The 22,718-nt window shown below is 55.7% G+C and carries 18 protein-coding genes and 6 pseudogenes; 21 read left to right on the forward strand and 3 right to left on the reverse strand.

Translation table 11 applies throughout. The annotated features are described in order from the left end of the window. Positions 1 to 71 precede the first annotated feature (71 nt). Positions 72 to 281 (reverse strand): annotated as a pseudogene (locus B2G71_RS11980) (DDE-type integrase/transposase/recombinase); the annotation flags it as partial. Here B2G71_RS11980 and B2G71_RS11985 point away from each other — a divergent pair. From B2G71_RS11985 to B2G71_RS12000, 4 genes and pseudogenes are all read left to right on the forward strand, one after another. Further along, positions 277 to 792, forward strand: a pseudogene (locus B2G71_RS11985) (IS21 family transposase); the annotation flags it as partial. The pseudogenes B2G71_RS11980 and B2G71_RS11985 overlap by 5 nt on opposite strands. Beyond that, positions 782 to 1,561: pseudogene (gene istB, locus B2G71_RS11990) on the forward strand (IS21-like element helper ATPase IstB). The pseudogenes B2G71_RS11985 and istB, both read left to right, overlap by 11 nt. Positions 1,562 to 1,626: 65 nt before the next feature. Further along, positions 1,627 to 1,809, forward strand: a pseudogene (locus B2G71_RS23765) (integrase core domain-containing protein); the annotation flags it as partial. A 312-nt stretch (positions 1,810 to 2,121) separates the two neighbouring features. Beyond that, positions 2,122 to 2,778 (forward strand): TetR/AcrR family transcriptional regulator, encoded by a 657-nt coding sequence (locus B2G71_RS12000; RefSeq protein ID WP_098106014.1) that lies wholly within the window; start codon positions 2,122 to 2,124, stop codon positions 2,776 to 2,778. A gap of 277 nt (positions 2,779 to 3,055) precedes the next feature. Here B2G71_RS12000 and B2G71_RS12005 read toward each other — a convergent pair whose 3' ends face one another. Beyond that, entirely contained in the window at positions 3,056 to 4,687 is a 1,632-nt protein-coding gene (locus B2G71_RS12005; RefSeq protein ID WP_098106015.1) for an AMP-binding protein, read from the reverse strand. A gap of 240 nt (positions 4,688 to 4,927) precedes the next feature. Between B2G71_RS12005 and B2G71_RS12010 the strand changes: the two genes are divergently transcribed. From B2G71_RS12010 to B2G71_RS12080, 16 genes are all read left to right on the forward strand, one after another. Beyond that, entirely contained in the window at positions 4,928 to 6,229 is a 1,302-nt protein-coding gene (locus B2G71_RS12010) for an aromatic ring-hydroxylating dioxygenase subunit alpha (protein ID WP_199698818.1), read from the forward strand. 72 nt (positions 6,230 to 6,301) lie between these two features. Then, positions 6,302 to 6,790 carry an aromatic-ring-hydroxylating dioxygenase subunit beta gene (locus B2G71_RS12015; RefSeq protein ID WP_098106016.1) on the forward strand — a complete coding sequence of 163 codons (489 nt, stop codon included), beginning with the start codon at positions 6,302 to 6,304 and terminating at the stop codon, positions 6,788 to 6,790. Positions 6,791 to 6,821: 31 nt separating this feature from the next. Then, positions 6,822 to 8,015 carry a thiolase family protein gene (locus tag B2G71_RS23770; protein ID WP_141521564.1) on the forward strand — a complete coding sequence of 398 codons (1,194 nt, stop codon included), beginning with the start codon at positions 6,822 to 6,824 and terminating at the stop codon, positions 8,013 to 8,015. 2 nt (positions 8,016 to 8,017) lie between these two features. Then, positions 8,018 to 8,422, forward strand: coding sequence for an OB-fold domain-containing protein (locus B2G71_RS12020; protein WP_098106017.1), 405 nt, complete (start codon positions 8,018 to 8,020; stop codon positions 8,420 to 8,422). Positions 8,423 to 8,502: 80 nt separating this feature from the next. Beyond that, positions 8,503 to 10,137, forward strand: a complete 1,635-nt coding sequence (locus B2G71_RS12025) for an AMP-binding protein (protein WP_168176350.1) — start codon at positions 8,503 to 8,505, stop codon at positions 10,135 to 10,137. 85 nt (positions 10,138 to 10,222) lie between these two features. Further along, a complete protein-coding gene (locus B2G71_RS12030) occupies positions 10,223 to 11,074 on the forward strand; it encodes an alpha/beta hydrolase (RefSeq protein WP_098106019.1) in 852 nt (283 codons plus the stop codon). An 18-nt stretch (positions 11,075 to 11,092) separates the two neighbouring features. Further along, entirely contained in the window at positions 11,093 to 12,016 is a 924-nt protein-coding gene (locus B2G71_RS12035) for a catechol 2,3-dioxygenase (protein ID WP_098106020.1), read from the forward strand. Between the two features lie 2 nt (positions 12,017 to 12,018). Continuing rightward, entirely contained in the window at positions 12,019 to 12,450 is a 432-nt protein-coding gene (locus tag B2G71_RS12040) for a heme-binding protein (RefSeq protein WP_098106021.1), read from the forward strand. A gap of 39 nt (positions 12,451 to 12,489) precedes the next feature. Next, a complete protein-coding gene (locus tag B2G71_RS12045) occupies positions 12,490 to 13,974 on the forward strand; it encodes a 2-hydroxymuconic semialdehyde dehydrogenase (protein ID WP_098106022.1) in 1,485 nt (494 codons plus the stop codon). A gap of 4 nt (positions 13,975 to 13,978) precedes the next feature. Then, positions 13,979 to 14,791, forward strand: a complete 813-nt coding sequence (locus B2G71_RS12050) for a fumarylacetoacetate hydrolase family protein (RefSeq protein WP_098106023.1) — start codon at positions 13,979 to 13,981, stop codon at positions 14,789 to 14,791. Between the two features lie 23 nt (positions 14,792 to 14,814). After that, the gene (locus tag B2G71_RS12055) at positions 14,815 to 15,753 is read left to right on the forward strand and encodes an acetaldehyde dehydrogenase (acetylating) (protein ID WP_098106379.1); all 939 of its coding nucleotides are present in this window, start codon (positions 14,815 to 14,817) and stop codon (positions 15,751 to 15,753) included. Continuing rightward, positions 15,750 to 16,781 carry a 4-hydroxy-2-oxovalerate aldolase gene (dmpG, locus tag B2G71_RS12060; protein ID WP_098106024.1) on the forward strand — a complete coding sequence of 344 codons (1,032 nt, stop codon included), beginning with the start codon at positions 15,750 to 15,752 and terminating at the stop codon, positions 16,779 to 16,781. Before B2G71_RS12055 ends, dmpG begins: the two co-directional genes overlap by 4 nt. A gap of 1 nt (position 16,782) precedes the next feature. Beyond that, positions 16,783 to 17,553, forward strand: a complete 771-nt coding sequence (locus tag B2G71_RS12065) for a fumarylacetoacetate hydrolase family protein (RefSeq protein WP_098106025.1) — start codon at positions 16,783 to 16,785, stop codon at positions 17,551 to 17,553. A 1-nt stretch (position 17,554) separates the two neighbouring features. Then, positions 17,555 to 17,761, forward strand: coding sequence for a 2-hydroxymuconate tautomerase (locus tag B2G71_RS12070; RefSeq protein WP_098106026.1), 207 nt, complete (start codon positions 17,555 to 17,557; stop codon positions 17,759 to 17,761). Then, a complete protein-coding gene (locus B2G71_RS12075) occupies positions 17,758 to 18,045 on the forward strand; it encodes a 2Fe-2S iron-sulfur cluster binding domain-containing protein (protein ID WP_098106027.1) in 288 nt (95 codons plus the stop codon). Before B2G71_RS12070 ends, B2G71_RS12075 begins: the two co-directional genes overlap by 4 nt. Before the next feature lie 295 nt (positions 18,046 to 18,340). Then, positions 18,341 to 19,573, forward strand: coding sequence for an FAD-dependent oxidoreductase (locus tag B2G71_RS12080; RefSeq protein ID WP_202389927.1), 1,233 nt, complete (start codon positions 18,341 to 18,343; stop codon positions 19,571 to 19,573). Between the two features lie 384 nt (positions 19,574 to 19,957). Here the strand turns inward: B2G71_RS12080 and B2G71_RS12085 are convergent. Continuing rightward, a pseudogene (locus B2G71_RS12085) lies at positions 19,958 to 20,957 on the reverse strand (IS110 family transposase). Between the two features lie 72 nt (positions 20,958 to 21,029). Here B2G71_RS12085 and B2G71_RS12090 point away from each other — a divergent pair. After that, positions 21,030 to 22,383 (forward strand): annotated as a pseudogene (locus B2G71_RS12090) (IS3 family transposase); the annotation flags it as partial. Positions 22,384 to 22,718: the final 335 nt, after the last annotated feature.

Consider the following 22,718-nt stretch of genomic DNA (forward strand, 5'->3'; position numbering starts at 1 on the left):
ATCAGCGCTGATCGTGATCGGCGCAACGAGACCTTCTGGCCGTTTTCCGCCGCTGCTTCCCGACCTAGGACGTTGTCCGAGCGGATGTGATCGGGCGGACCGTGCCGCTGGAACAGCTCAGTGAGCACCGCCAGCACGTCATCGCTCTTCAACTTGCGTTGGACATGGATCGCCAGGCACTGCCTCGTGTGCTCATCGATCACCGTCAGCATGCGGAACACCTTTCCGTCACGCGTGCGATCCATGACGAAGTCATAGCTCCAGACGTGACCAGGATCCTTCGCGAGCCGGCCCGTAAGTCTGCGGATCTATCCCGACCGTATTGTCATCGCCGCCGAAGGGCAGGTGCTATGCGAACATCGGCGGCTTATCACGCGGGCGCATCATCTGCGGGGCCAGACAGTCTATACTGGCGGCATTATCTCGCAGTAATCCAGCGCAAGCCCGGAGCCCTGCGCGACGGCGCCCCCTTTACCGGGATGCCCGATGCCTTCCGCCAGTTGCAGTCACACCTTCTCAGCACCCCGGCGGCGACAGGGAGATGGTCGATATCCTCTCGCTGTTTCTGCATCCCGATGAGCAGGCGGTGCTATGTGCGGTCGAGCTGGCGCTGGAAGCCGACGTTCCCACCAAGACCATATCGTCAACCTGCTGCATCGGCTGATCGATGATAAGCCGAGCAGTGTCGAGGTGATCGATGCCCCGCAGGCGCTCAGCCTGAACCGCGAGCCAAAGGCCAATGTGGCACGATACGATACCCTGCGCGGAAAGGATCTTCGCCTTGCGTCATGATCCTGCCAGCGCGGCTGTGGTGGTCATGCTGCGTGGCCTGAAGATGTACGGCATGGCGCAGGCTGCCGACGACCTGATCGAGCAGGGAGCCCCAGCCTTCGGTACGGCGGTTCCGATCCTTTCCCAGCTGCTCAAGGCCGAGGTAGCCGAACGCGAGGTTCGCTCGATCGCCTACCAGATGAAGGCCGCCCGCTTCCCGGCCTACGTGGATCTGGCCACCTTCGATTTTGCGTCCAGCGAAGCGAACGAGGCCATGATCCGCCAGCTCCATCGCGGCGAGTTTATCGATGGCGCCCACAACGTCGTTCTGATCGGTGGCCCGAGCACCGGCAAGACCCATATCGCCACTGCGCTGGGAGATTAGGCAGTCGAGCACCACCGCAAAAAGGTGCGCTTCTCTTCCACGGTCGATCTGGTAAACGCGCTGGAGCAGGAAAAAGTGATGAACAAGGCTGGCCAGCTTGCCGAGCGGCTTCTGCGGCTCGACCTCGTGATCCTCGACGAGCTTGGATATCTGCCGTTCAGCCCGTCAGGCGGGCATTGCTGTTCCACCTGCTCAGCAAACTCTACGAGCGCACCAGCGTCGTCATCACGACCAACCTGAGCTTCTCGGAATGGGCCAGCGTGTTCGGCGATGCCAAGATGACCACTGCATTGCTCGACCGACTGACCCCATCACTGCCACATCTTCGAAACCGGCAATAACAGCTTCCGCTTCAAGGCATCCGCTGTCAAGAGCAAACAGAAAAAGGAGACCACACAACACTAGACCAAATCCGAAGCCGGGAGAAAATAACCCTCCCGCAACCCGGGTCACATCTCAGCGAAAATCAACAGGCGCAGATCGAGGCCTTCGTTGAGCATTACAATCACCAGCGCTACCATGAGAGCCTGAGCAACGTGACGCCCGCAGGCGCCTACTTCGGCAGAGCTCCAGCCATCATCCAACAACGAGAAAGGATCAAACGCAAGACCATCGCACATCGGCGCTTGCAGCACCGCAAGCTTGCCGCCTAACATCAACCCCAGACAAGGCCGACGCTTCGCTAATTTACGCCGCGAATTGTGCCAGATGTTCTGACGACTGACTTGGTTGGGGTGTTTTGTTCACGCGAACCTCTGGGCGCAGCCGTAGATTTATGGCTGATTGAGCTTGCCTGATGGTATCATGAGTGCATTGCCGGTATGACATCCTTGCAATATCCCGCCTCTATCTCGCGAGCAATGGCGGTTTCCTGCTCCGCTCTGTTCGTCCGTTTCCGTGTCAAGACTGAAAAGACCACTAAATGATGCATCACCTAGACCAAAAAGCGATACGAAAGGCCGATAATGGCACGTCAAAATCTCGCCTGTGATAGTGAGCCCAACCTCCGCCGTGAACAGCTCTTACAGGCGGCGGCGCTGCTCTTCCAGAAAAATGGATATCAGGGCGCTACAGTGAGACAGATTGCAGATGCTACGGGCCTGACCTCCGGCAGCATCTTTTACTACTTTAAAAGTAAAGAAGACTTGCTCGAAGAAATAATTTCGCAGGCGATGAAGTCTGGACTGCAAATTGTTCACGAACATCTTTCAACCGCAACGGGCCCCTTGTCTAGATTCCAGGCTCTCGCCCTTGCGCACCTTACGGCTATAATGGGACCGTTGGGTTCAGCTCATGAGGTCTCCTTTCGAGATTGGAAATTGCTTTCTCCCGATGCAAGGGACCGATTGCGCACAGTCAACCAACAGTATCGCGAGGTGTGGATGCAGGTTCTGAACGAACTCAAATCAAATCAGTACCTGCTCAGCGATCCAGAGCGTTGTCGGCTTTACATGCTTGCTGCACTGAATTGGGGCCCCGCCCGAAAAAACCTCACAGAATCTTCTCAACTTGCAAGTGCCGCCAACCTCTTCTGTTCAATTGCGCTCAATCTAGATGAAGAAGAGTTTCATAAACTTTGTGCTGCGGAGAAGAGCGGCGACAAGCCGAAAGACGTAGATTGATGTAGAAATAAGAGGGTCTTACTGTTTTTGCGCTACAGATCTAGCGCGGACCCATGCATCCTTCAGCGAGGCTGACATGATCCGCAATTTTTCCAATCTGCATCCTTGCACAAGAGAATGACCCTGCCTGGAACCGGGCCCCACGCTCAAGCGCTGGTAGAGGGTCCAGGACCGGGCTGGCGCATTCATTCCATCTTGACCGTCGACGATTGAAGCCATCGCTTTCTATCCCGATCCGCGCTCAACAAGACGCTCGCCAATTTCTCACGCAAGAAATTCAAGAAAAGGGTGACAAGGCCTTCGCCTTCTCGCGAAGTTCGTATTTCTGGATCTTTCCTGTGGCTGTCTTGGGAAGCTCTTGAAGAGTGACGCGGGTCGGGCATTTGAAATGAGCGAGATGGTCTCGACAAAAGGCAATAATCTCGTCGGGGTCAGCGCTTTTGTTTGCGACAGTTTCGATGAAAGCGTGTGGCGTTTCCCCCCACTTTTCATGGGGGGCGGCCACTACCGCTGCTGCGGAAACAGCGGGATGTTTATATAGAACTTCTTCTATCTCAATGCTGGAGATATTCTCTCCGCCGGATATAATGATATCTTTGGAACGATCTTTGATCTCTACGTAGCCGCCGGGGTACCAGACGGCCAGATCGCCGCTGTGGAAATAGCCGCCAGAGAGCGCTTCCCGTGTTGCTTCGGGGTTTTTATAGTAACCAGTCATTACCACGTTACCTCGGAACATGACTTCCCCGATCGTCACGCCATCTTGTGGAACCGGCAGCATTGTCTCGGGATTTATTACAGCTATCTCTTCCACAACTGGGTAGCCGACGCCTTGACGCGCCATCAGCGTGGCCTGCTCGTCTTGAGATAACGCATCCCACTCCGGGTGCCATTCACAGACAGCACAGGGTCCGTAGACTTCAGTCAACCCGTATGTATGTGTGATATCGAAGCCGGTCGCACTGGCCTTGGCCAACAAGGACGAGGGGGGCGCAGCACCCGCCGTCATAATGGAGAGGGGTGCCCGCTCAGTGGTGATTGCGTTGGCGGCATCGACCAGCATTCTCACTACGATCGGCGCCCCGCACAAATGTGTAACCTTGTGCTTCTCAATCAAATCGAGAAGCGCGTTGGGATCGACCCCGCGAACGCAAACATTCACTCCCGCCTGCAATGCGATTGTCCAGGGAAAGCACCAGCCATTGCAATGAAACAGGGGAAGGGACCAGAGGTAAACGCAGAACCGTGGCAACCCCCACGAAAGCGAGTTGCCTATTGCGTTCAGATAAGCCCCGCGATGATGAAGTAAAACGCCTTTGGGATCACCGGTTGTGCCAGAGGTATAGTTAAGAGCGATCGGATCAAGTTCGTTCAGATTGGGCGCTGGAAGATCGGTGATCGCCTCGCTCAGGAATTCCTCGTAGGATAATTGCGCAAAAGTAGGTTTGCTGCCGCTCGCCGCGTCCTCAATGTCGATCACCAGAAGGTTGCGTGTGCAATTGGAAATCGCTTCACCGGCAACCTTTGCATAGTGCCGGTCGACGAGGAAGACTCGCGTTTCTGCATGCTCAAGAATGAAAGCAATTGCATCGGGGTCAAGACGCGTGTTGATCGCATTGATGACACCCCCCGCCATAGGAATTCCGAAACTGGCCTCCAGCGCAGCGGGAATATTATCTGCCAAAATCGAAACTTTCTCGCCGCTTTTAACGCCTCTTCCGGCCAGAGCTCCAGCCAGATTGTAGCAGCGGTTTGCGAATTGCGCCCAGGTCCAGCTACGCTCCTCAAAGATCACAGCCACATGATGACCAAAGACTTGTGCGGTGCGCTGTAGAAAGCTCAACGGCGTCAACGGTGAATAATTGGCCTGGTGACCGATATTCTCTGGATTCCCGCTACCCTTCGTCATTCCGATCTCCCTAAAAATCGAATATAGTGATATTTTTCGCAAAAATTGCCGATCTGAATATACAGATATATTCACTAATGGCTTCAGCCACGGTTGCTCTCTTTCCCTCGCTTATCTCCGACAAGTGACGGGCGGAGGCCCCTTGACGAGCTGTTAGGTGCGACCTAGCTTCTAATCAAGCGCTCGATTAGCGATTCGACATCCATCAGGCGGCGTGCAACAAAGGACAGGAGGCTCAAAGTGCTAGATAATTCCAGGCCATCCGAAGGAATTCGCTTCGAAGAACTGATTCTCGACGACCGCGTACATTCTACTCTCTACACCGACAGCGAGGTATTCGAGGCCGAGATGGACTCCATTTTTCGCAATGGATGGGTCTTCATTTGTCACGATTCGGAAATTCCCAAGGCGGGCGATTTCGTAAGGCGTAATGTGGGGCGCGACCCGGTTTTTGCCGTCCGCGGTCGTGATGGCGAGATCTCCGTCATCGTCAATCGCTGTGCGCATCGCGGCAATATCATCTGCCAAGAGGAACGTGGCAATGCCAAGGCGTTTGTCTGCCAGTATCATGGTTGGGCTTACGACACGAAGGGTGGACTTGTTGATGTGCCGTATCCAGCCGGTTTCAAGGGCGATTTTTCTTGTCACGGTCTGGAGCGTCTCGCGAAAGTGGACAGCTATCAGGGTTTCGTGTTCGCAAGCTTTAACCCCACTGTGCCATCGTTGGGCGACCATCTGGGTCGCGCGACAGAATTGATCGATCGTGCGGTCGAGATGTCGCCGGTAGGGAGGATCAATTTATCAGGCGGTTGGGTTCGCCATCAATTGAACTGCAATTGGAAGATGCTTCCAGAGAATGACACCGATGGCTACCATGTGAACTTCGTCCACCCTTCCTTCGCGCAGGCTATCAGATCCAATTATGACGAAGCGGTGCTGCAGGATGAGGAAAGTCTGAAATCCGAGGCAAAGGACTGGGGAAATGGTCACACTGAGCTGAACTTTTCGCCGTCATATTCCCGCCCGCTCGAATGGTTTGGCTGTGCAGAGGATAGGTATCCTTCTTATTCAAAAGCCCTCAGGGAAGCGTACGGTCAGGAAAAGGGTGATAAGATATTGCTCGATGGGCCGCCGCATGCGGTAATTTTCCCCAACCTGTTCCTCGGGGAAATGAACATCGTTCGGTTTGAGCCCGTCGCGCCGGGCGTATGCCTCCACATCCACACGCCGATGTATCTCGAAGGCGTGGATGACGATGTAAATCAGCGGATCTTGCGTCAATCAGAAGGGGCGTTGGGTCCGACGGCATTTTTGCTCGCTGATGACAGCGTGATCGCGGAGCGGACGCAGCTCGCCTTGGCCGGAAAGGGTGGCTGGCTTGATCTCAGCCGTGGCGCCGAAAGAGAGGTAACTGACGATAATGGTGTCGTAGTGGGCCATTTGACCGATGAGACATCCAATCGAGGGTTTTGGCGACACTACAAGCAAGTGATGCAGGGTCCAGATCAAAGTTCTCCGACCGCTGCTGCTGCCGCCGCTTGATATCGAAGCCTCAGGATTCTCTAGCGACTATTCAGGTCGACCTTGATTCCCAAAGTAAAAAGATTGCGAAAAATGGTTACAATAGAAGAGCGCCTGCGGGTTGAAGAATTCTTGTTCAAGGAGGCGCGTCTCGCAGACGAATCGCGCTATTCGGAATGGGAGGCTCTGGCAGAGGATGACATGCATTACTGGGTTCCTGCCGAGGCGGGACAGGATCCGGATGATGGTCGGATTTCTATCCTCAACGACAACCGCACCAGGCTGGCCACGCGTATCCGCCAGTTGAACACCGGTGTGCGGCATGCGCAGGTTCCACCTTCTCGTATGTGCAGGATCATATCGAACGTCGAAATCGAAACAATTGCTGATGGTGAGTATTTCGTTCGTTCGAATGTGGTTCTCTACGAATATCGCATTCAGGCAGACAAAAAGATGGAAGTTTGGCCTGCGCGTGTCGAGCATAAACTTCGAATGCGAGATGGCGAGATGAAAATGTTCAGCAAGCACATCCACCTGCTCAATTCTGAAGGACCGGTGCGGGGTCTTTCATTCATCATCTAGGGTCCGTCGACTAGTTTTTATGGAGCTTGGTTTGGGAAAAGTGAAGGCAGTCAGAAAATTCGTAGCGAAGGCCGCGATTACCGGGCTGGGGCAAAGCACTTTTTCCCGCGAACCGGGCTCTTCGCCTAGGGCGCTTGCTGCGCAAGCCTGTCTCGCAGCGCTTGCTGACAGGTCAGCGGGAGTGGACATAATTGATGGGCTGCTGTTGAACAGAAGCCCGATCGAGCCAAGTGAGGTTCTACCACTGCATCTTAAGCGCGATCTGGGTCTTGGCGATCTGTCATTGCTGGCGAGCATTGAGGCAGAAGGCAGTTCGGCAATACAGATGATCCAGTATGCGGCGCTCGCTATCGAAGCTGGTGGCGCAAGCAACGTCTTGTGCGTTTTCGCAGATGCTCCTGTCCGAAGCGCCGGGGCGGCCAAAACCTATTCTGGCTCGATGGATCTGACTGGCCTTCCTGGTTGGGATGCGAGCAGCGGTTTGCATGGCGCGGTCGGCGCATTCGCGATTTCTGCGCAGCGGTATTTTCATGTTTATGGAGCTGATGTCCGGGCTCTTTATGCTGCGGCCTCCGCCGACAGGGCGTGGGCATCGCTTAACCCGCAGGCGTTTATTAGAGGGCCATTGGGGGAGGATGATTACTTCAACTCTCGCTGGATTGTGGAGCCGCTAAGGCTCTTCGACTGTGCCTTTCCGGTCAACGGCGCGGTTGCCGTAATCGTCAGTTCGCTGGACGAAGCGGACAATTGCCCTAAGCAGCCAGCCTACCTCCATGCGTTCGGACAAGGTCATTCTGGAGCGCGCAACCTTGCCGGCAATAGTCCTGAGACGCAGACCGGTGCCGAAATTGCTTCAGCTAAATTGCTTGAGACACTTGGTGCGACACCGGCACTCTACGATTATTGTGAACTGTATAGCCCATTTACAATCACCTCGATACTTGCACTCGAAGGGTATGGCCTGTGCCAGCCTGGCGAAGCACCAGACCTTATTGCCAGCGGCACGACAAAACCGGGCGGGAAGCTTCCAGTAAATACCGGAGGAGGCCATCTTTCCTCCTACTATCTGCAAGGCATGACTCCGGTTCATGAGGCCGTGGTTCAAGCCCGTGGCGATGGCGGGGAGCGTCAGGTGCCCAAGAACGATATCGGACTTGTGACCGGCTTTGGCGGAAGGATGGAATATCATTCGGCGATGACCATCAGTCCGCACAGGGAGCTATAAAGATGTCGGGCGGCGGTAGCAGTATCCCGAATGCAGTCGACGATCCGTTCTCGGGCAAGATCCGCCAGCTTGCGGAGGCGGGGCGATTATGTTGCCTGCAATGCGCGGACGGTTGCGGCGTGGTCGATTATGCCGCGCGGATATGCCCGAAATGTGCCGGTCCACTTGAGGTCTCGGAAACAAAGGGCTTCGGGGAGATATATTCTTTCGTCATATATCACACAAAATACGATCCGGAACTCGATCCTCCCTATACTACCATTCTCGTCGAGCTTGATGAGGGGTGCAGGCTCACCGCGTTACTCGAAGATGACGGTTCGGGTGCGCCTACGATTGGGGATCCAGTAAGTTTCAAAGAGATTCAGAACGGCAGGGTTTGGTTCCAATCACGCCGATCAAATAACTAATAGAGCAAGTAGGTTGTTCACCAAAATTAAAACACGAGGTTGTCATGGGAAGAGTTTCAGAGGCAAGAGATCAGTTCCCCATGGACGTTGGATGCGATCGGGCGGAGCAAAATGCCACCGAAGACGTGAATGTCCAGATGTTGCCGCGTGAATTGATACGTCGAACCGGAAGCAATAATCCGAAAAAGGTCGCCTATGTCTGCGGGGACCATGAAGTGACATGGGGTCAAATGGATGCTCGCTCGGATCGCATTGCGGCCGTCCTGCTTTCGATGGGATGCCGTGTCGGAGACGCGGCTGCCATCATCGCTCCTGAATGCATTGAGGTTTATGAACATTTCTTCGCCTGCATGAAGGCGGGCGCAATCCGGGTGGGAATAAATCGCAGATTTACTCCTGCTGAAATGATTCATGTGCTTAGAGATTCCAACGCAAGGTATCTCTTTGTTCACGCGTCTTGTACTGATCAAATTGAAATTATCAGAGACGTTCTCGATGAGCTCGATATTGGGGTCATCGGTTTCGGCGGTGCTCATAATTTCGCGAGCGACCTTGATGCATTGACGGATGCCGTAGCCTCAGTGCCGGATATGCCCTCGCTCTCATCCGAAGATCCGTTGTTCTACAGCTATACTTCGGGAACTACCGGTGTGCCAAAGGGCGCTGTTTTAACCCACGGTGCGGTGACTGTCACAATACTTCATGCGCTGGCGGAATTCGGCTTCGTTCGCGATGATCGATTCTTCCTTCCAACCGGAAATGCCTGGGTTGCTGTGGTTCTCGCGTTTCTCGGTCTTGGCAATGGAATGACGCACATTATTGCTGATGGCGACTATGATCGGGGCACCTTCTTCGATACCGTGAAAGAGAAATCGGTCACGGCATTTCTTCTCGCTCCGACAATGCTCAAATGGGCACTTGAGGACAACAAGGCGACGCCGTTCGATCTCTCCTCCGTCCGCTTGATTGTCTATGGCTCCTCCCCCGCTTCTCCGCACCTCATCAGGAGCGTGCATGAGACTTTCGGTAAAGACATGATCAATGTCTATGCGCTCACCGAGACGACTTGGGGCGGGGTCTCCTTCCTCTCGCCGGAAGACCATCGGCGTGGTCTGAGCACAAAACCGAAGCTGCTTTCTTCAGTCGGGCGAGTTGCGTCTCATTTTGAAATTTCAATCCGAAGCGAAGACGGGCAACCAGTGGCCGTTGGGGAGCCCGGTGAAGTCTGGCTTCGCGGGCCCACGGTTATGGCCGAATACCTGAATCTGCCGGAGCAAACGCAAGAAGTGCAGAGTGAGGGTTGGCTCCGCACGAATGATATCGGCTCGCTAGATGAGGAAGGCTACCTATATCTTCTGGATCGACAGAAGTTTCTCATAATTTCCGGGGGAGTTAATGTTTATCCCGCTTCCGTCGAGGAAGTGATCGTTAAGCATCCGGGTGTCGCGGATATTTGCGTTGTGGGACTGCCTCACCCGGAATGGGGTGAAGCTGTTGTAGCGGTTGTTCATCGCGCTGATTCCCATCCCGAGCTGAGCCACACTGAATTGATCGAGTTCTGCAGGGACAAGCTCAACCGTCCCTCGGTTCCAAAGCACATTGTCTTCACACAAGAAGACTTTCCGCTGACGACAAACTTCAAAGTGCGAAAAAATGATGTTCGCAATCTGCTGATGTCGAGGCCGCAGGACATACCTTGGGATCTCGAAGGGTGAAATAGATCGGCAATCCGAAGGTTGGTGTTGTTGCCTTCCTGAACGGCTTGCACTGTCAGTAATAGAAAAGGATTGGCTTAAAATCATGGTAGATGCGAACCAAGAAGCCGCGCGCGCAGAAGTTGGCCAATCATTAGACGTTGGAGGATCCTCGACGAATTATCACGATGTCGGTGAAGGCCCGCCGGTTCTCCTTGTTCACGGTTCTGGCCCAGGGGTCACCGCCTGGGCAAACTGGCGTCTGAATATTCCGGTCCTTGCCGAGAGTTTTCGCGTCATCGCGCCCGACATGTTTGGTTTTGGCTATTCTGACAGCAAAGGCCGAATTCAGGACAAGCAGGTCTGGGTCGATCAATTGGCCTCCCTTCTCGATGCGTTGGGTATCGACAAGATTTCGATGGTTGGAAATTCGTTCGGTGGGGGGGTCACACTCGCTTTCATGATTGCGCATCCTGATCGGGTCGATCGTGCAGTTCTCATGGGGCCAGCAGGTCTGAATTTCCCCATCACCCCGGCGCTGGACAAGGTCTGGGGATACGAGCCATCGATTGAAGCGATGAGAGAGTCTCTCAAATATCTCGCCTGGGACCATTCTCGCCTGACGGACGATCTCATTCAATCACGTTACGAGGCCAGCATCCGTCCCGGAATGCTGGAACCCTATCGCGAAACCTTTGGTGGCGAAGATCGCCAGAGCAATGTCGCCATGCTTGCCAGTCGCGAAGAGGACATCGGCAATATCGAGCACGAGACGCTAATTCTTCATGGAATTGCCGATCAGGTAATACCGCTGGACTCAACCGTGCGTCTGGCCGGCCTGATGAAGCGAGCAGATCTTCATCTGTTCTCCGAATGTGGTCACTGGGTCCAGATTGAACGCCTGGCGAGCTTCAATCGGATGGTGACGGAATTCTTCAAACACGGCCTCAAGGCTTAATTAGAGAGGAGATCGATCATGGCAGTTACCGGAGTTATTCGTCCCGGATACGTACAGTTGAGGGTTCTGGATCTTGAGGAGGCGATTGAGCATTATCGCGATCGTATCGGCCTTAATCTCGTCTCACGCGAGGGCGACCGTGCGTTCTTCCAGGCTTTTGATGAATTCGACAGGCACAGCATCATCCTGCGCGAAGCCGACCATCCGGGCATGGACGTGATGGGTTTCAAGGTCGCTAAGGATACAGATCTCGATCATTTTGCCGAGCGTTTGCTCGATATGGGCGTTCATGTGGATGTGCTTCCGGAAGGTGAAGATCCTGGTGTTGGCCGCAAGATCCGGTTCAAACTTCCAACGCAACATGTTTTCGAACTCTATTCCGAGATGGAACTGTCGCAGACCGGCCCAGCAATCAGCGACCCGGATGTCTGGGTGGTTGAACCGCGAGGCATGCGTGTGACCCGGTTCGATCACTGCGCACTCAACGGGGTAGATATCGCTGCTTCAGCCAAGATCCTGGTCGATGCTCTCGATTTCTCGATCACTGAGGAACTGGTCGATGAGGCGAGCGGGGGACGCATGGCAATCTTCCTCAGCTGTAGCAACAAGGCGCACGATGTCGCGTTCCTCGGCGCTCCGGAAGACGGCAAGATACATCATACGTCTTTTAACCTGGAATCGTGGCACGATGTGGGCCACGCTGCGGACATCATCAGCCGCTACGATATTTCGCTAGATATCGGCCCGACGCGCCACGGCATCACCCGCGGTCAGACAATTTACTTCTTCGACCCGTCAGGCAATCGCAACGAAACCTTCAGTGGCGGGTACTTCTATTATCCCGACAACCCTCGACGCACGTGGAAGGCCGAAAATGCCGGTAAAGCGGTCTTTTACTACGAAAAGGCACTCAATGATCGCTTCATGACGGTCAATACCTGATCATGGAGGGTGTTATTTCGATCCAGACGGTCAGTCATGAACTGGCACTCACGGCCGTAGCAGCGGCTGTTGCCAGGGGGGCAGACATGGACTGTCCGGTGGCTGCAGCCGTCGTCGGTGCGGGAGGAGATCTGCTCGCTTTTCTGCGTGCCAACGGTTCGCCTGCACCCTCAAACAAGATCGCCCAGGACAAGGCCTGCACCGCAGCCAGCTTTCGGGTTCCTACGCCGGACTTTTACGTGATGGTCTCGGGCAATCCAGCGCTGCGAGACGGGATTGGAAGGCAGCCCGGGATTGCTATGTTTGCCGGTGGATTGCCGATCGAAATCAACGGAGAGTGTGTCGGCGCAATCGGGGTCTCGGGCGGATCAGAAGAACAGGATGTAGAATGCGCCAATGCTGGCCTCGCCGCGGTTGACGCCCGACAGTTTTAACAATCAGTCCGAATTGCAATTCTAGGATATTCCGTAGCAATGACATCCTATGCTTCCCCTGCAGTGACAGACACTGTTCTCAACTTTATCGACGGTACCTATCGCGAGGGAAGCGAGGGCAAGTCGTTCCCCAATTTTAATCCAGCCACTGGGGAGCAGATAGGTCTCGTTCAGGAGGCAAGCGCCGACGATGTCGCGGACGCGGTTGCCGCTGCGAGGAATGCGCTCAATGGGCGCTGGGGCAGCATGACTACTTCTGAGCGTGTCAAGCTGATCACCGCCGTGGCGGCAGAGATTGAGCGCCGATCCGACGATTTTCTGGCGGCGGAAGTGGCCGATACTGGCAAACCTCGCGCTGTCGCCGCCCATATCGACATACCTCGCGGCGCAGCGAATTTCAGGATGTTCGCCGATGTAATTTCGACCATGCCCGGCGAGAGCTTCATCACAGACACGCCCGATGGAGGGCAGGCCAACAATTACACGGTTCGCAAGCCAAAAGGGGTAATTGCGGTAATCTGCCCCTGGAACTTCCCGCTATTGCTGATGACTTGGAAGGTCGGCCCGGCACTGGCTTGTGGTAATACCGTAGTCGTCAAACCTTCGGAAGAAACACCCCGGACGGCCGCTTTGCTTGGTGAGGTGATGAACGCAGTCGGAATGCCAGATGGCGTCTATAATGTCGTTCATGGCTTCGGGCCTGGTTCGGCGGGTGAGTTTCTTACGTCAAATAGCGACGTCGACGCGATCACTTTCACCGGAGAGACCGGCACCGGCGAAGCTATTATGCAAAAGGCAGCAGTCGGCGTGCGGGACGTATCGTTCGAACTGGGAGGAAAAAACCCAGGAATTGTTTTCGCGGACGCTGATTTGAATAAGGCCGTAGAAGGGCTGTCGCGCGCGATTTTCATGAATACAGGACAAGTGTGTCTGGGGACGGAGCGTGTCTATGTTGAACGTCCTGTCTACGAGGAGTTCGTCGCGCGAATGAAGGAGGCCGCGGAAGGATTCAAGCCAGGTGCGATCGACGATCCCGCTTACCTTGGTCCGCTGATAAGCGCTGAGCACCGCGATAAAGTTCTGGGTTACTATCGCCGCGCCGTTGAAGAAGGCGCGACCGTGGTGACCGGCGGTGGCACTCCTGAGCTTTCCGGGCCAGAATGGGCAGGCTTTTTTGTTCAGCCCACCGTTTGGACCGGACTTTCACACGACAGCACAGTGATGCGCGAGGAGATCTTTGGTCCTTGCTGCGGGGTAATTCCCTTCGACGAGGAGGACGAAGTCATCGCGCTGGCGAATGATTCGCCCTACGGCCTATGTGCCTCAATCTGGACTGAGAACATGTCTCGCGGACACCGCGTCGCGGCAGCGATGGATGTCGGTGTCTGCTGGGTGAATTCCTGGTTCTTGCGGGATCTTCGCACGGCCTTTGGTGGCTCTGGCCATTCGGGAATTGGTCGCGAAGGTGGGGTGCACAGCCTCGAATTCTATACCGAACTTAACAACATTTGCGTGAAGCTGTAAGATCATGACTACCAACACGACTATTGACCCAGCCATCATTGATCGGGCCGCTTGTGCTTTGCGCGAGGCGGCTAAGAGCGGCAAGGAAATCGACCCTGTCAGGGATATGATCAGCGCAGGCGGTTTGGACGCGGCCTATGCTGTGCAAGAGAGCAATACCAGACATTATTTGGCCAAGGGGCGGCGTCTGGTTGGGCGCAAGATCGGCCTGACGTCGCTGGCTGTCCAGAATCAGCTCGGGGTAGACCAGCCCGATTACGGCATGCTGTTCGCAGATATGGACGTGGCAGAAGGCATGCCTGTTTCACTCGATCGGGTTATCCAGCCCAAGGTCGAGGCAGAAATCGCAATAGTCGTTGGCCGCGATCTTCCGCACCCTGACCTGACGACTGCTGAGCTGATCCGGGCAATCGAATACGTCGTGCCTGCGATCGAAATCGTCGATAGCCGGATTGCGAACTGGGACATCAAGATTTGGGATACGATTGCCGACAATGCTTCAAGCGGCCTGTTCGTCCTGGGCGCGGTACCGCGCAAGCTCGAAGGGATCGACCTGCGCAGCTGCGGCATGGTTATGGAATCAAAAGGCGAACCGATTTCGGTGGGTGCCGGAATTGCGTGCCTGCATAGCCCGATTACCGCTTCCTTGTGGCTGGCCCAAGTGATGGCCAAGGCCGGGCGCCCTTTGATGGAAGGTGACATCATTCTGTCAGGAGCGCTTGGGCCGATGGCCGGGGTTTCGCCAGGCGATATCGTAGAAGCGCGGATCAACGGCCTTGGAATAGTCCGGGCAGTATTTGCTGCAGACGCAAACTAAAACATGAAGTGGAGACTGGTCACATGACCAAAATGAAATGCGCGATTATCGGGTCTGGAAATATCGGAACTGATCTTATGATCAAGCTGCTCAAGGGTTCAGACACACTGGAATTGTCTGCGGTGGTAGGCATCGATGCGGCATCTGAAGGTCTGGCTATGGCACAAGAGCGAGGCGTTAAGACCACGCATGAGGGGATCGAGGGCCTGATGCGTATGCCGGAATATGCGGAAATCGGCATCGCCTTCGATGCTACTTCAGCCTATGCGCACAAGGCGCACGATGAAGCTTTCGCTCGCGAAGGAAAGCTAATGGTTGATCTTACGCCGGCGGCAATTGGACCAGCCACCATCCCTCCGGTCAACCCGGCAATCGACCCTTCAGTGCGAAACATCAACATGGTGACCTGCGGCGGCCAAGCAACGATCCCGATCGTGGCGGCGGTATCCCAGGTCGCGACGGTGCACTATGCCGAAATTGTGGCGTCGGTTTCTTCGCGTTCTGCTGGGCCAGGAACTCGCGCAAATATTGACGAATTCACTCGCACAACCGCCAGAGCGATCGAAACGGTAGGTGGCGCGGGCAAAGGCAGAGCGGTGATCATACTCAATCCCGCCGAACCGCCGATGATTATGCGCGATACCATATTCACGCTGTCCGAGATGGTCGATGAGGGCAAGGTCCGCGATTCTGTTCATGCGATGATTGCCAGGGTTCAGTCATATGTGCCGGGGTACCGACTCAAACAGGACGTCCAGTTTGAACGTTTCGGCTCGAACCGACCGCTCAAGATTCCGGGCTACGGTGAATTCGAAGGTCTCAAGACCAGCGTGTTTCTCGAAGTCGAGGGAGCAGGGGACTACCTCCCTAACTATTCGGGCAACCTCGACATCATGACAGCGGCTGCAAAGGCCGCGGGAGAAAGTCTGGCCAAAGCACACATGGAAAAGAGTGCAGCATGACGTTCAACCCCGAATCCGACCGCCTTTACATTCAAGATGTGACCTTGCGCGACGGGATGCACGCCATCCTTCACATGTATGGAACGGACAGCGTTCGGACGATTGCCAAAGCGCTGGATGATGCGGGAGTCGATGCGATCGAGGTATCGCACGGCGATGGCCTGAACGGATCGACCTTCAATTATGGCTTCGGTGCACATACCGACTGGGACTGGATAGAGGCGGCAGCCGAGGTTATCCAAAACGCTGTCCTGACAACGCTTCTTGTTCCTGGTATCGGCACGGTCGAGGAACTCAAACAGGCCTATTCGATGGGGGTTCGCTCGGTGCGTGTTGCGACGCATTGTACCGAGGCTGACGTTTCCAAACAGCACATTGGTATTGCCCGCGATTTGGGCATGGATGTCTCTGGCTTCCTGATGATGAGCCATATGATCGATGCAGAGGCATTGGCCCAACAAGCGCAACTGATGGAAAGTTATGGCGCGCAATGTGTCTATGTCACGGATAGTGGTGGCGCGCTTGATATGGATGGCGTTTCGGAGCGGCTTCAGGCTTATGAGCGGGTACTCAAGCCCGAAACCGAACGCGGTATTCACGCGCATCATAACCTGTCGCTCGGCGTGGCGAATTCGATCGTCGCGGCTCAGGCGGGGGCGGTGCGGATCGATGCGAGTCTTGCCGGAATGGGGGCGGGAGCAGGGAATGCGCCACTCGAAGTTTTCATCGCGGCCGCGAACCGCAAGGGTTGGAAGCATGGATGCGATGTAATGGCATTGATGGACGCTGCGGACGACCTGATCCGACCCCTGCAGGATCGACCGGTTCGAGTTGATCGGGAAACGCTTAGCCTTGGCTATGCTGGTGTCTATTCCAGTTTTCTGCGCCACGCGGAGAAGGCCTCAGAGCAATATGGAATCGATACTCGTGAGATCCTCGTCGAACTTGGCAACCGTCGCATGGTTGGTGGCCAGGAGGATATGATCACCGATGTTGCGCTTGATTTGATCAAGGCGAAGGCTAGCTGAAATGGATAGGCTCTTACGCTACGCCGAAACGCTCGACACAGCTGCACGAGAGGCGAAGGCGACTGCACAGGTAAAGCCTCAAGACCACGCTTTCACCGTAGCCGAAGCATATCAGGTCCAGAAATTATCTGTAGATCGCCGTTTGTCGCGCGGAGAGAAACGCATTGGTGTAAAAATGGGGCTGACCAGTCGGGCCAAGATGCAGCAAGTCGGGGTTGAAGAGGTCGCCTGGGGGCGCTTGACCGATGCCATGCTTGTAGAGGAAGGCTCAGCACTGTCGCGCAAACGCTTTGTCCATCCCCGCGTCGAACCGGAGATTGCCTTTCTGATGAAGGCACCTCTAGCCGGTGATGTGACGCCAGCAGCAGCAATGGCAGCGGTTGAAGCGATTGCTCCGGCAATGGAGATTATCGACAGCCGGTACGAGAACTTCAAATTTACGTTGGAGGATGTGATCGCCGATAATACCTCTTCGTCGGGCCTGGTCATCGGCTCATGGGGCGATCCTCGAATCGATTTTTCGAACCTCGGCGTCATTCTCGAGATTGATGGCAAAGTGGTCGAAGTGGGTTCAAGCGCAGCGATCCTGGGGAATCCAGTACGTTCGTTAGTCGCGGCGGCGCGGCTGGTCGCTGAAGCAGGCGAACGAATTGAAGCCGGCGATCTGGTGATGGCCGGAGGAATTACCGCTGCGCCTAACCTGGCACCAGGCCAGACTGTGCGAAGCACAGTGCAAAATCTTGGCGCGGTCATGTTCCAAGTGGAAGCGTGATATGCCGATAATTGAAGTCAATCTGCTCGAAGGACGTCCGCCTGAAGCCAAGGAACGCTTGATAAAGGCCCTGACCGAAGCGGCCATCCAGTCGCTCGGCGCTCCGCGCGAATCAGTTCGCATCATTCTGCGGGAGATGCCGCCCGCGCATTTCGCAGTCGGTGGGCAGAGCGTGGCGGCCAAAGCGGCCGAAAATATGAAGAAATGAGCGCTAAGCTTTATCAAATAGAGATCGTCGGCGGCAGCCAGTTCGCGTGCTCCGAAGAGGAACGCGTACTGTTCGCAATGGAACGCAGAGGGTTATCCGATATCGGCGTGGGTTGCCGCGGAGGAGGATGTGGGTTCTGTCGCGTTCGGGTGGTCGAAGGCGAATACAAGACGGGCAAGATGAGTGTCTCGAAAATATCTCCCGAGGACCAGGCCAAAGGTTTTGTGCTAGCTTGCAGGCTCTATCCGTTGGAAGACCTGAAGCTCGAAGTCGAGCAGAATTGAAAACGTGTTGTTTCGGATGTGTATTCGGAGAGCGTCGGCAACTGATGGATCAACCGATGCTGCAAGACTGCGGATAAATGCTCACTGACCGGGCTTTACGAAATCAGTTCGGATACGGGATCGCAGGCGGCAAGTGGATCCGGAGATGTTTTTCAGGAAACATGCTTGGATCCTCATTAGCCTTTTTCAGCTCTTGCACAGCGCTCATAAATACTGATGGCGACCGAGCAAAGTGGTCGTCGCACAAACACTTAAGAGGCAAGAGCAATCAATTTGCCCCAAGGAAGGATAGAAAATGGGTATCCGCTCGATTGCTGTCATCGGAGCAAATCTCGCCGGAGGCCGTGCCGTGGAGGCGTTACGGCAGTCTGGGTTCGATGGCCAGATCGTATTGATTGGTGAAGAACCGTGGAGGCCCTACGAAAGGCCGCCATTATCAAAGGAGATGCTTTGGGATCCTTCGAACACAGCAGACAATTTTTTTCTGCAAGATGACTCATGGTACGCTGACAACAAGATTGATCTGCATCTGGGAATGCGCGCCGAAGCGCTTGACCTGGCTTCCGGCGAGGTCAGCTTGTCGGATGGCAGGCTGATCCCGGCTGATCGGATCTTGCTGGCCACAGGTGGTTCAGCTCGCAAGCTGAACATCCGGGGAGCTGATGCTGCAAATGTACATTATCTCCGCACGCGCGATGACGCAGTCCGCATGGCGGCTGATTTGGTGGACGGAGCGCGAATAGTGGTCGTCGGAATGGGTGTAATCGGGGCGGAGGTGGCGGCGAGCGCAACAAAGCTCGGTTGCAAGGTGACTGCCATCGAGCCCTTGGCGGGACCGATGATTCGATCCCTTGGGCCGCAATTCAGCCAATGGTTGGGCGAGGAACATCGCAATCGCGGTGTCGACACCCGATTCGGCCGAGGTGTGAGTGGAATGAGGGTGGTTGACGGCCGGGTGAGTGAGGTCGAGCTAGACGATGGATCGCTTGTGGCTTGCGATGCTGTGGTGGTCGGCGTGGGCATCGCTCCGGAAGTTGGCTTGGCAAAAGGGGCGGGGATTGCAACCGATAATGGTATCGTCGTTAACCGTGAGTGCCGTACCAGTCACCCGAACGTCTTCGCGGCGGGTGATGTGGCTCAGCAAGAAAGTTTCTTTGGCGGCCGAATTCGTCACGAAACCTACCAGAACGCGGCAGAACAGGCGGATGCGGCCGCCTTGGCGATGCTTGGTCACGAAAGTGATTATTGCCGCCCCGCATGGTTCTGGAGCGACCAGTTCGATCTCAACATCCAGTTTTGCGGTCACATTCCGGTCGATGCGGAAGTAACCGTGCGAGGTCAAATCGAAAGCAACGCCTTCGCCGCTTTCTTCCGCTTCGATGACGTCATCGTAGGAGCGTTGACGGTCAACCGTCCGGCCGAGATGAGCATCGGTAAACGCCTGGTCGAACGCCGACACCACGCCTCGGCAGATCAACTTGGTGATCCAGATTTTTCTCTTCGCGAGCTGCTCAAACCGGCTCGATGAACGCAAATGGCTGTGCCCGGCCAGAGAAGGTGCCCTAGATCTGTCCCCCGTCAGCACCCATGGCACAGGTTTGAGGTTGTGATTTAAGGGGGGTTTGGGTCTCGTCGTAGTGACGAAGGAACGAATCTATGGACGCCTCCCGCGCAAGGTGGATTTTTGATCGTGCTGCGGCATTGGATGCGTGAATCTATCCGGCCTATCGATCGAAGCAAACTTGCTTCTGGCCATGATGCGAATCCGCGCGGTTCAGTGCCTTCTAAGATGAGCGGCCTCGAAGGCCATCGTTCCTCACAGGCTGTGAAGCGGCGGTCCGTGCCGTTACACCATCAAGTCTTCACCTCGCATTTAAAGCCATTCGTGATCCCGCTCAGCGCTGAGCCATGGTCACGCGACCTTGTAGCTCTCTCCGCTGCGCAATATCGCCCATGCCATGCGAGCCGTCTTATTCGCCATGGCGACGAGCGTCTTGTTGTGCCCAGCTCGGGTTAGCAGGTCCTGCGCCCATTTTGATCGCGGGTCTTCGTGCTTGCTGATCCTTAGCAATGCTGATCGAGCCCCGTGAATAAGTTGCCGTCTGAGATAATGGTTGGCCCTGCTTCCGATGCCGCCCAGCCTTGGTTTGTCGCCGGTCGTGTAATGTCGCGGTACCAGACCTATCCAGGCAGAGAGGGCTCCGGCTTGATTTGAAGTGTCGGCCATCGTCAATCGCGGCCACCAAGGAGGTCGCGACGATCGGTCCTACGCCAGGTAGCGTGGTCAGACGTTTGCAACGTTCGTCGGTGCGGCAGATCTTGACCAGCATGTCATCAAGAGCCGACACTCTGGCATCAAGGTCGCGATACTCCTCAACGAGTTGTCGAAACAGGGGCTCGGCCAAGTCCGAGAGTTCGGCGGTCTCAATGATTCTCTCGATCTGCAAGCGGAACCGGGACGCACCAGCGGGCATGACTATGCCATACTCAGCCAAAAGCCCACGCGTGTGGTTGATCAAAGCGGTCCGCTGGACGACCAGCCTGTCGCGCGTTCGATGCAGTGACTGAAGATCCTGCTGCTCGACACTCTTCAGTGGCACGAACCGCATGGTTGGTCTGGCAGCTGCTTCGAAAATGGCTTCGGCATCGACTGCGTCGTTCTTCGATCCCTTCACGAACGGCTTTGCAAAACGCGGATGGATGAGACGCACACCGTGCCCCAAAGACTCGAAGGTGCGACCCCAATGGTGCGAGCTAGCGCAAGCTTCCATCGCGACCAATTGTGGTCGTAATCTGGTCACCGCGTCGACAAGCTTGGCCCGCCCAACCTTGCGCGAAACCACTTCGCCATCGTCAGTTAGCCCATAGATGTGGAAGGACTGCTTGCCCAAATCGATCGCCAGCATGTGCATGTGACGAACTCCTCTGCCCAATTGTTGCTGCAATCTTCTTGGCCCGATTGCGGGAGGCGTCCATCCCATAAGATGAGACCCAAACCCTCCAATACAAAATCGCGCGCCAAGGCTCCTGCGGAAGCGGTGGTGAAGGACATCCGCCGTGCCACTCGGCGCCATTTCTCGGCCGAGGACAAGATCCGGATCGTGCTGGATGGGCTGCGCGGTGAAGACAGCATCGCCGAGTTGTGCCGCGAGGAAGGCATTGCCGAGAGCCTATATTACATCTGGTCGAAGAAGTTCATGGAAGCTGGCAAGCGCCGCCTGGCTGGCGACACTTCCCGTGCGGCGACGACAGACGAGATGAAGGATTTGCGCCGTGAGTCCCGCGATCTGAAGGAATGCGTCGCCGACCTGACGCTCGAGAACCGTCTGCTCAAAAAAAGCATGCTGGCGGATGGGGGAGGCCAAGAATGAGGTATCCCGCAACCGAAAAGCTCGAGATCACCAAGCTGGTCGAGCAATCGCACCTGCCAGCAAAGCGCACGCTGGATCAGCTCGGCATCCCGCGGCGGACCTTCTACCGCTGGAATGACCGATAACGGACAAGCGGGCCGGAAGGGCTTGCCGATCGGCCATCGGCGCCGAGCCGGGTGTGTAACCGTATCCCGTCCGGGATCCAGGGCCAGATCGTCGAACTGACGCTGGAGCAGTCGGAGCTGAGCCCCCGCGAACTGGCGGTGCGCTTCACCGACGAGCAGCGCTACTTCGTGTCGGAGGCCACGGTTTACCGGCTATTGAAGGCCCACGACCTGATAACCAGCCCGGCCTATGTGGTGATCAAGGCGGCCGATCGCTTCCAGACCACCCGGCCCAATGAGATGTGGCAGACCGACTTCGACTACTTCAAGATCATCGGCTGGGGCTGAATGTATCTGTCGACGGTGCTCGACGATTACTCGCGCTACATCATCGCCTGGCGACTGTGCAGCACGATGCGGGCCGAGGACGTCACCGACACGCTGGATATGGCTCTGGCCGCCTCGGCTGCGATAACGCGCATGTTCAGTACAGGCCGAGGCTGCTCTCGGACAATAGTCCGAGCTACATCGCGTGCGAACTGGCAGAATACATCGAAGCGCAAGCCATGAGCCACGTGCGCGGCGCTCCGTTCCATCCCCAGACTCAGGGCAAGATCGAGCGCTGGCACCAGACCCTGAAAAACCGCGTGCTGCTGGAGAACTACTTCCTACCTGGCGATCTGGAGGCGCAGATCGAGGCCTTCGTTGAGCATTACAATCACCAGCGCTACCATGAGAGCCTGAGCAACGTGACGCCCGCAGACGCGTACTTCGGCAGAGCTCCAGCCATCATCCAACAACGAGAAAGGATCAAACGCAAGACCATCGCACATCGGCGCTTGCAGCACCGCAAGCTTGCCGCCCAACATCAACCCCAAGATAAGGCCGACGCTGCTTCGCTAATTTACGCCGCGAGTGGTGCCAAATGTTCTGACGACTGACACCCAAGACCGGGATATGGTGGCGCGGACCAGCTAAAAGGTAGGAACCTTCGGCTCTCACGGATTACTCAATATCCAGGCCGTCAATACAGGCCATTGCTCCGATGAAGATGTTCGATCGAGCTAAGAGGTGAGCGAAATGACGGTCTTGCTTGATCGTGAATGGCCTCGTCCGCAATCGAATCACACCCCTCCCCAAAGAAATATGGATCGAATTCAAGGCGGTCTGATTGCATCATGACCAACGTCTTGCTGCC

It is taken from the genome of Novosphingobium sp. PC22D (assembly GCF_002556635.1).
Lineage (GTDB): Bacteria > Pseudomonadota > Alphaproteobacteria > Sphingomonadales > Sphingomonadaceae > Novosphingobium.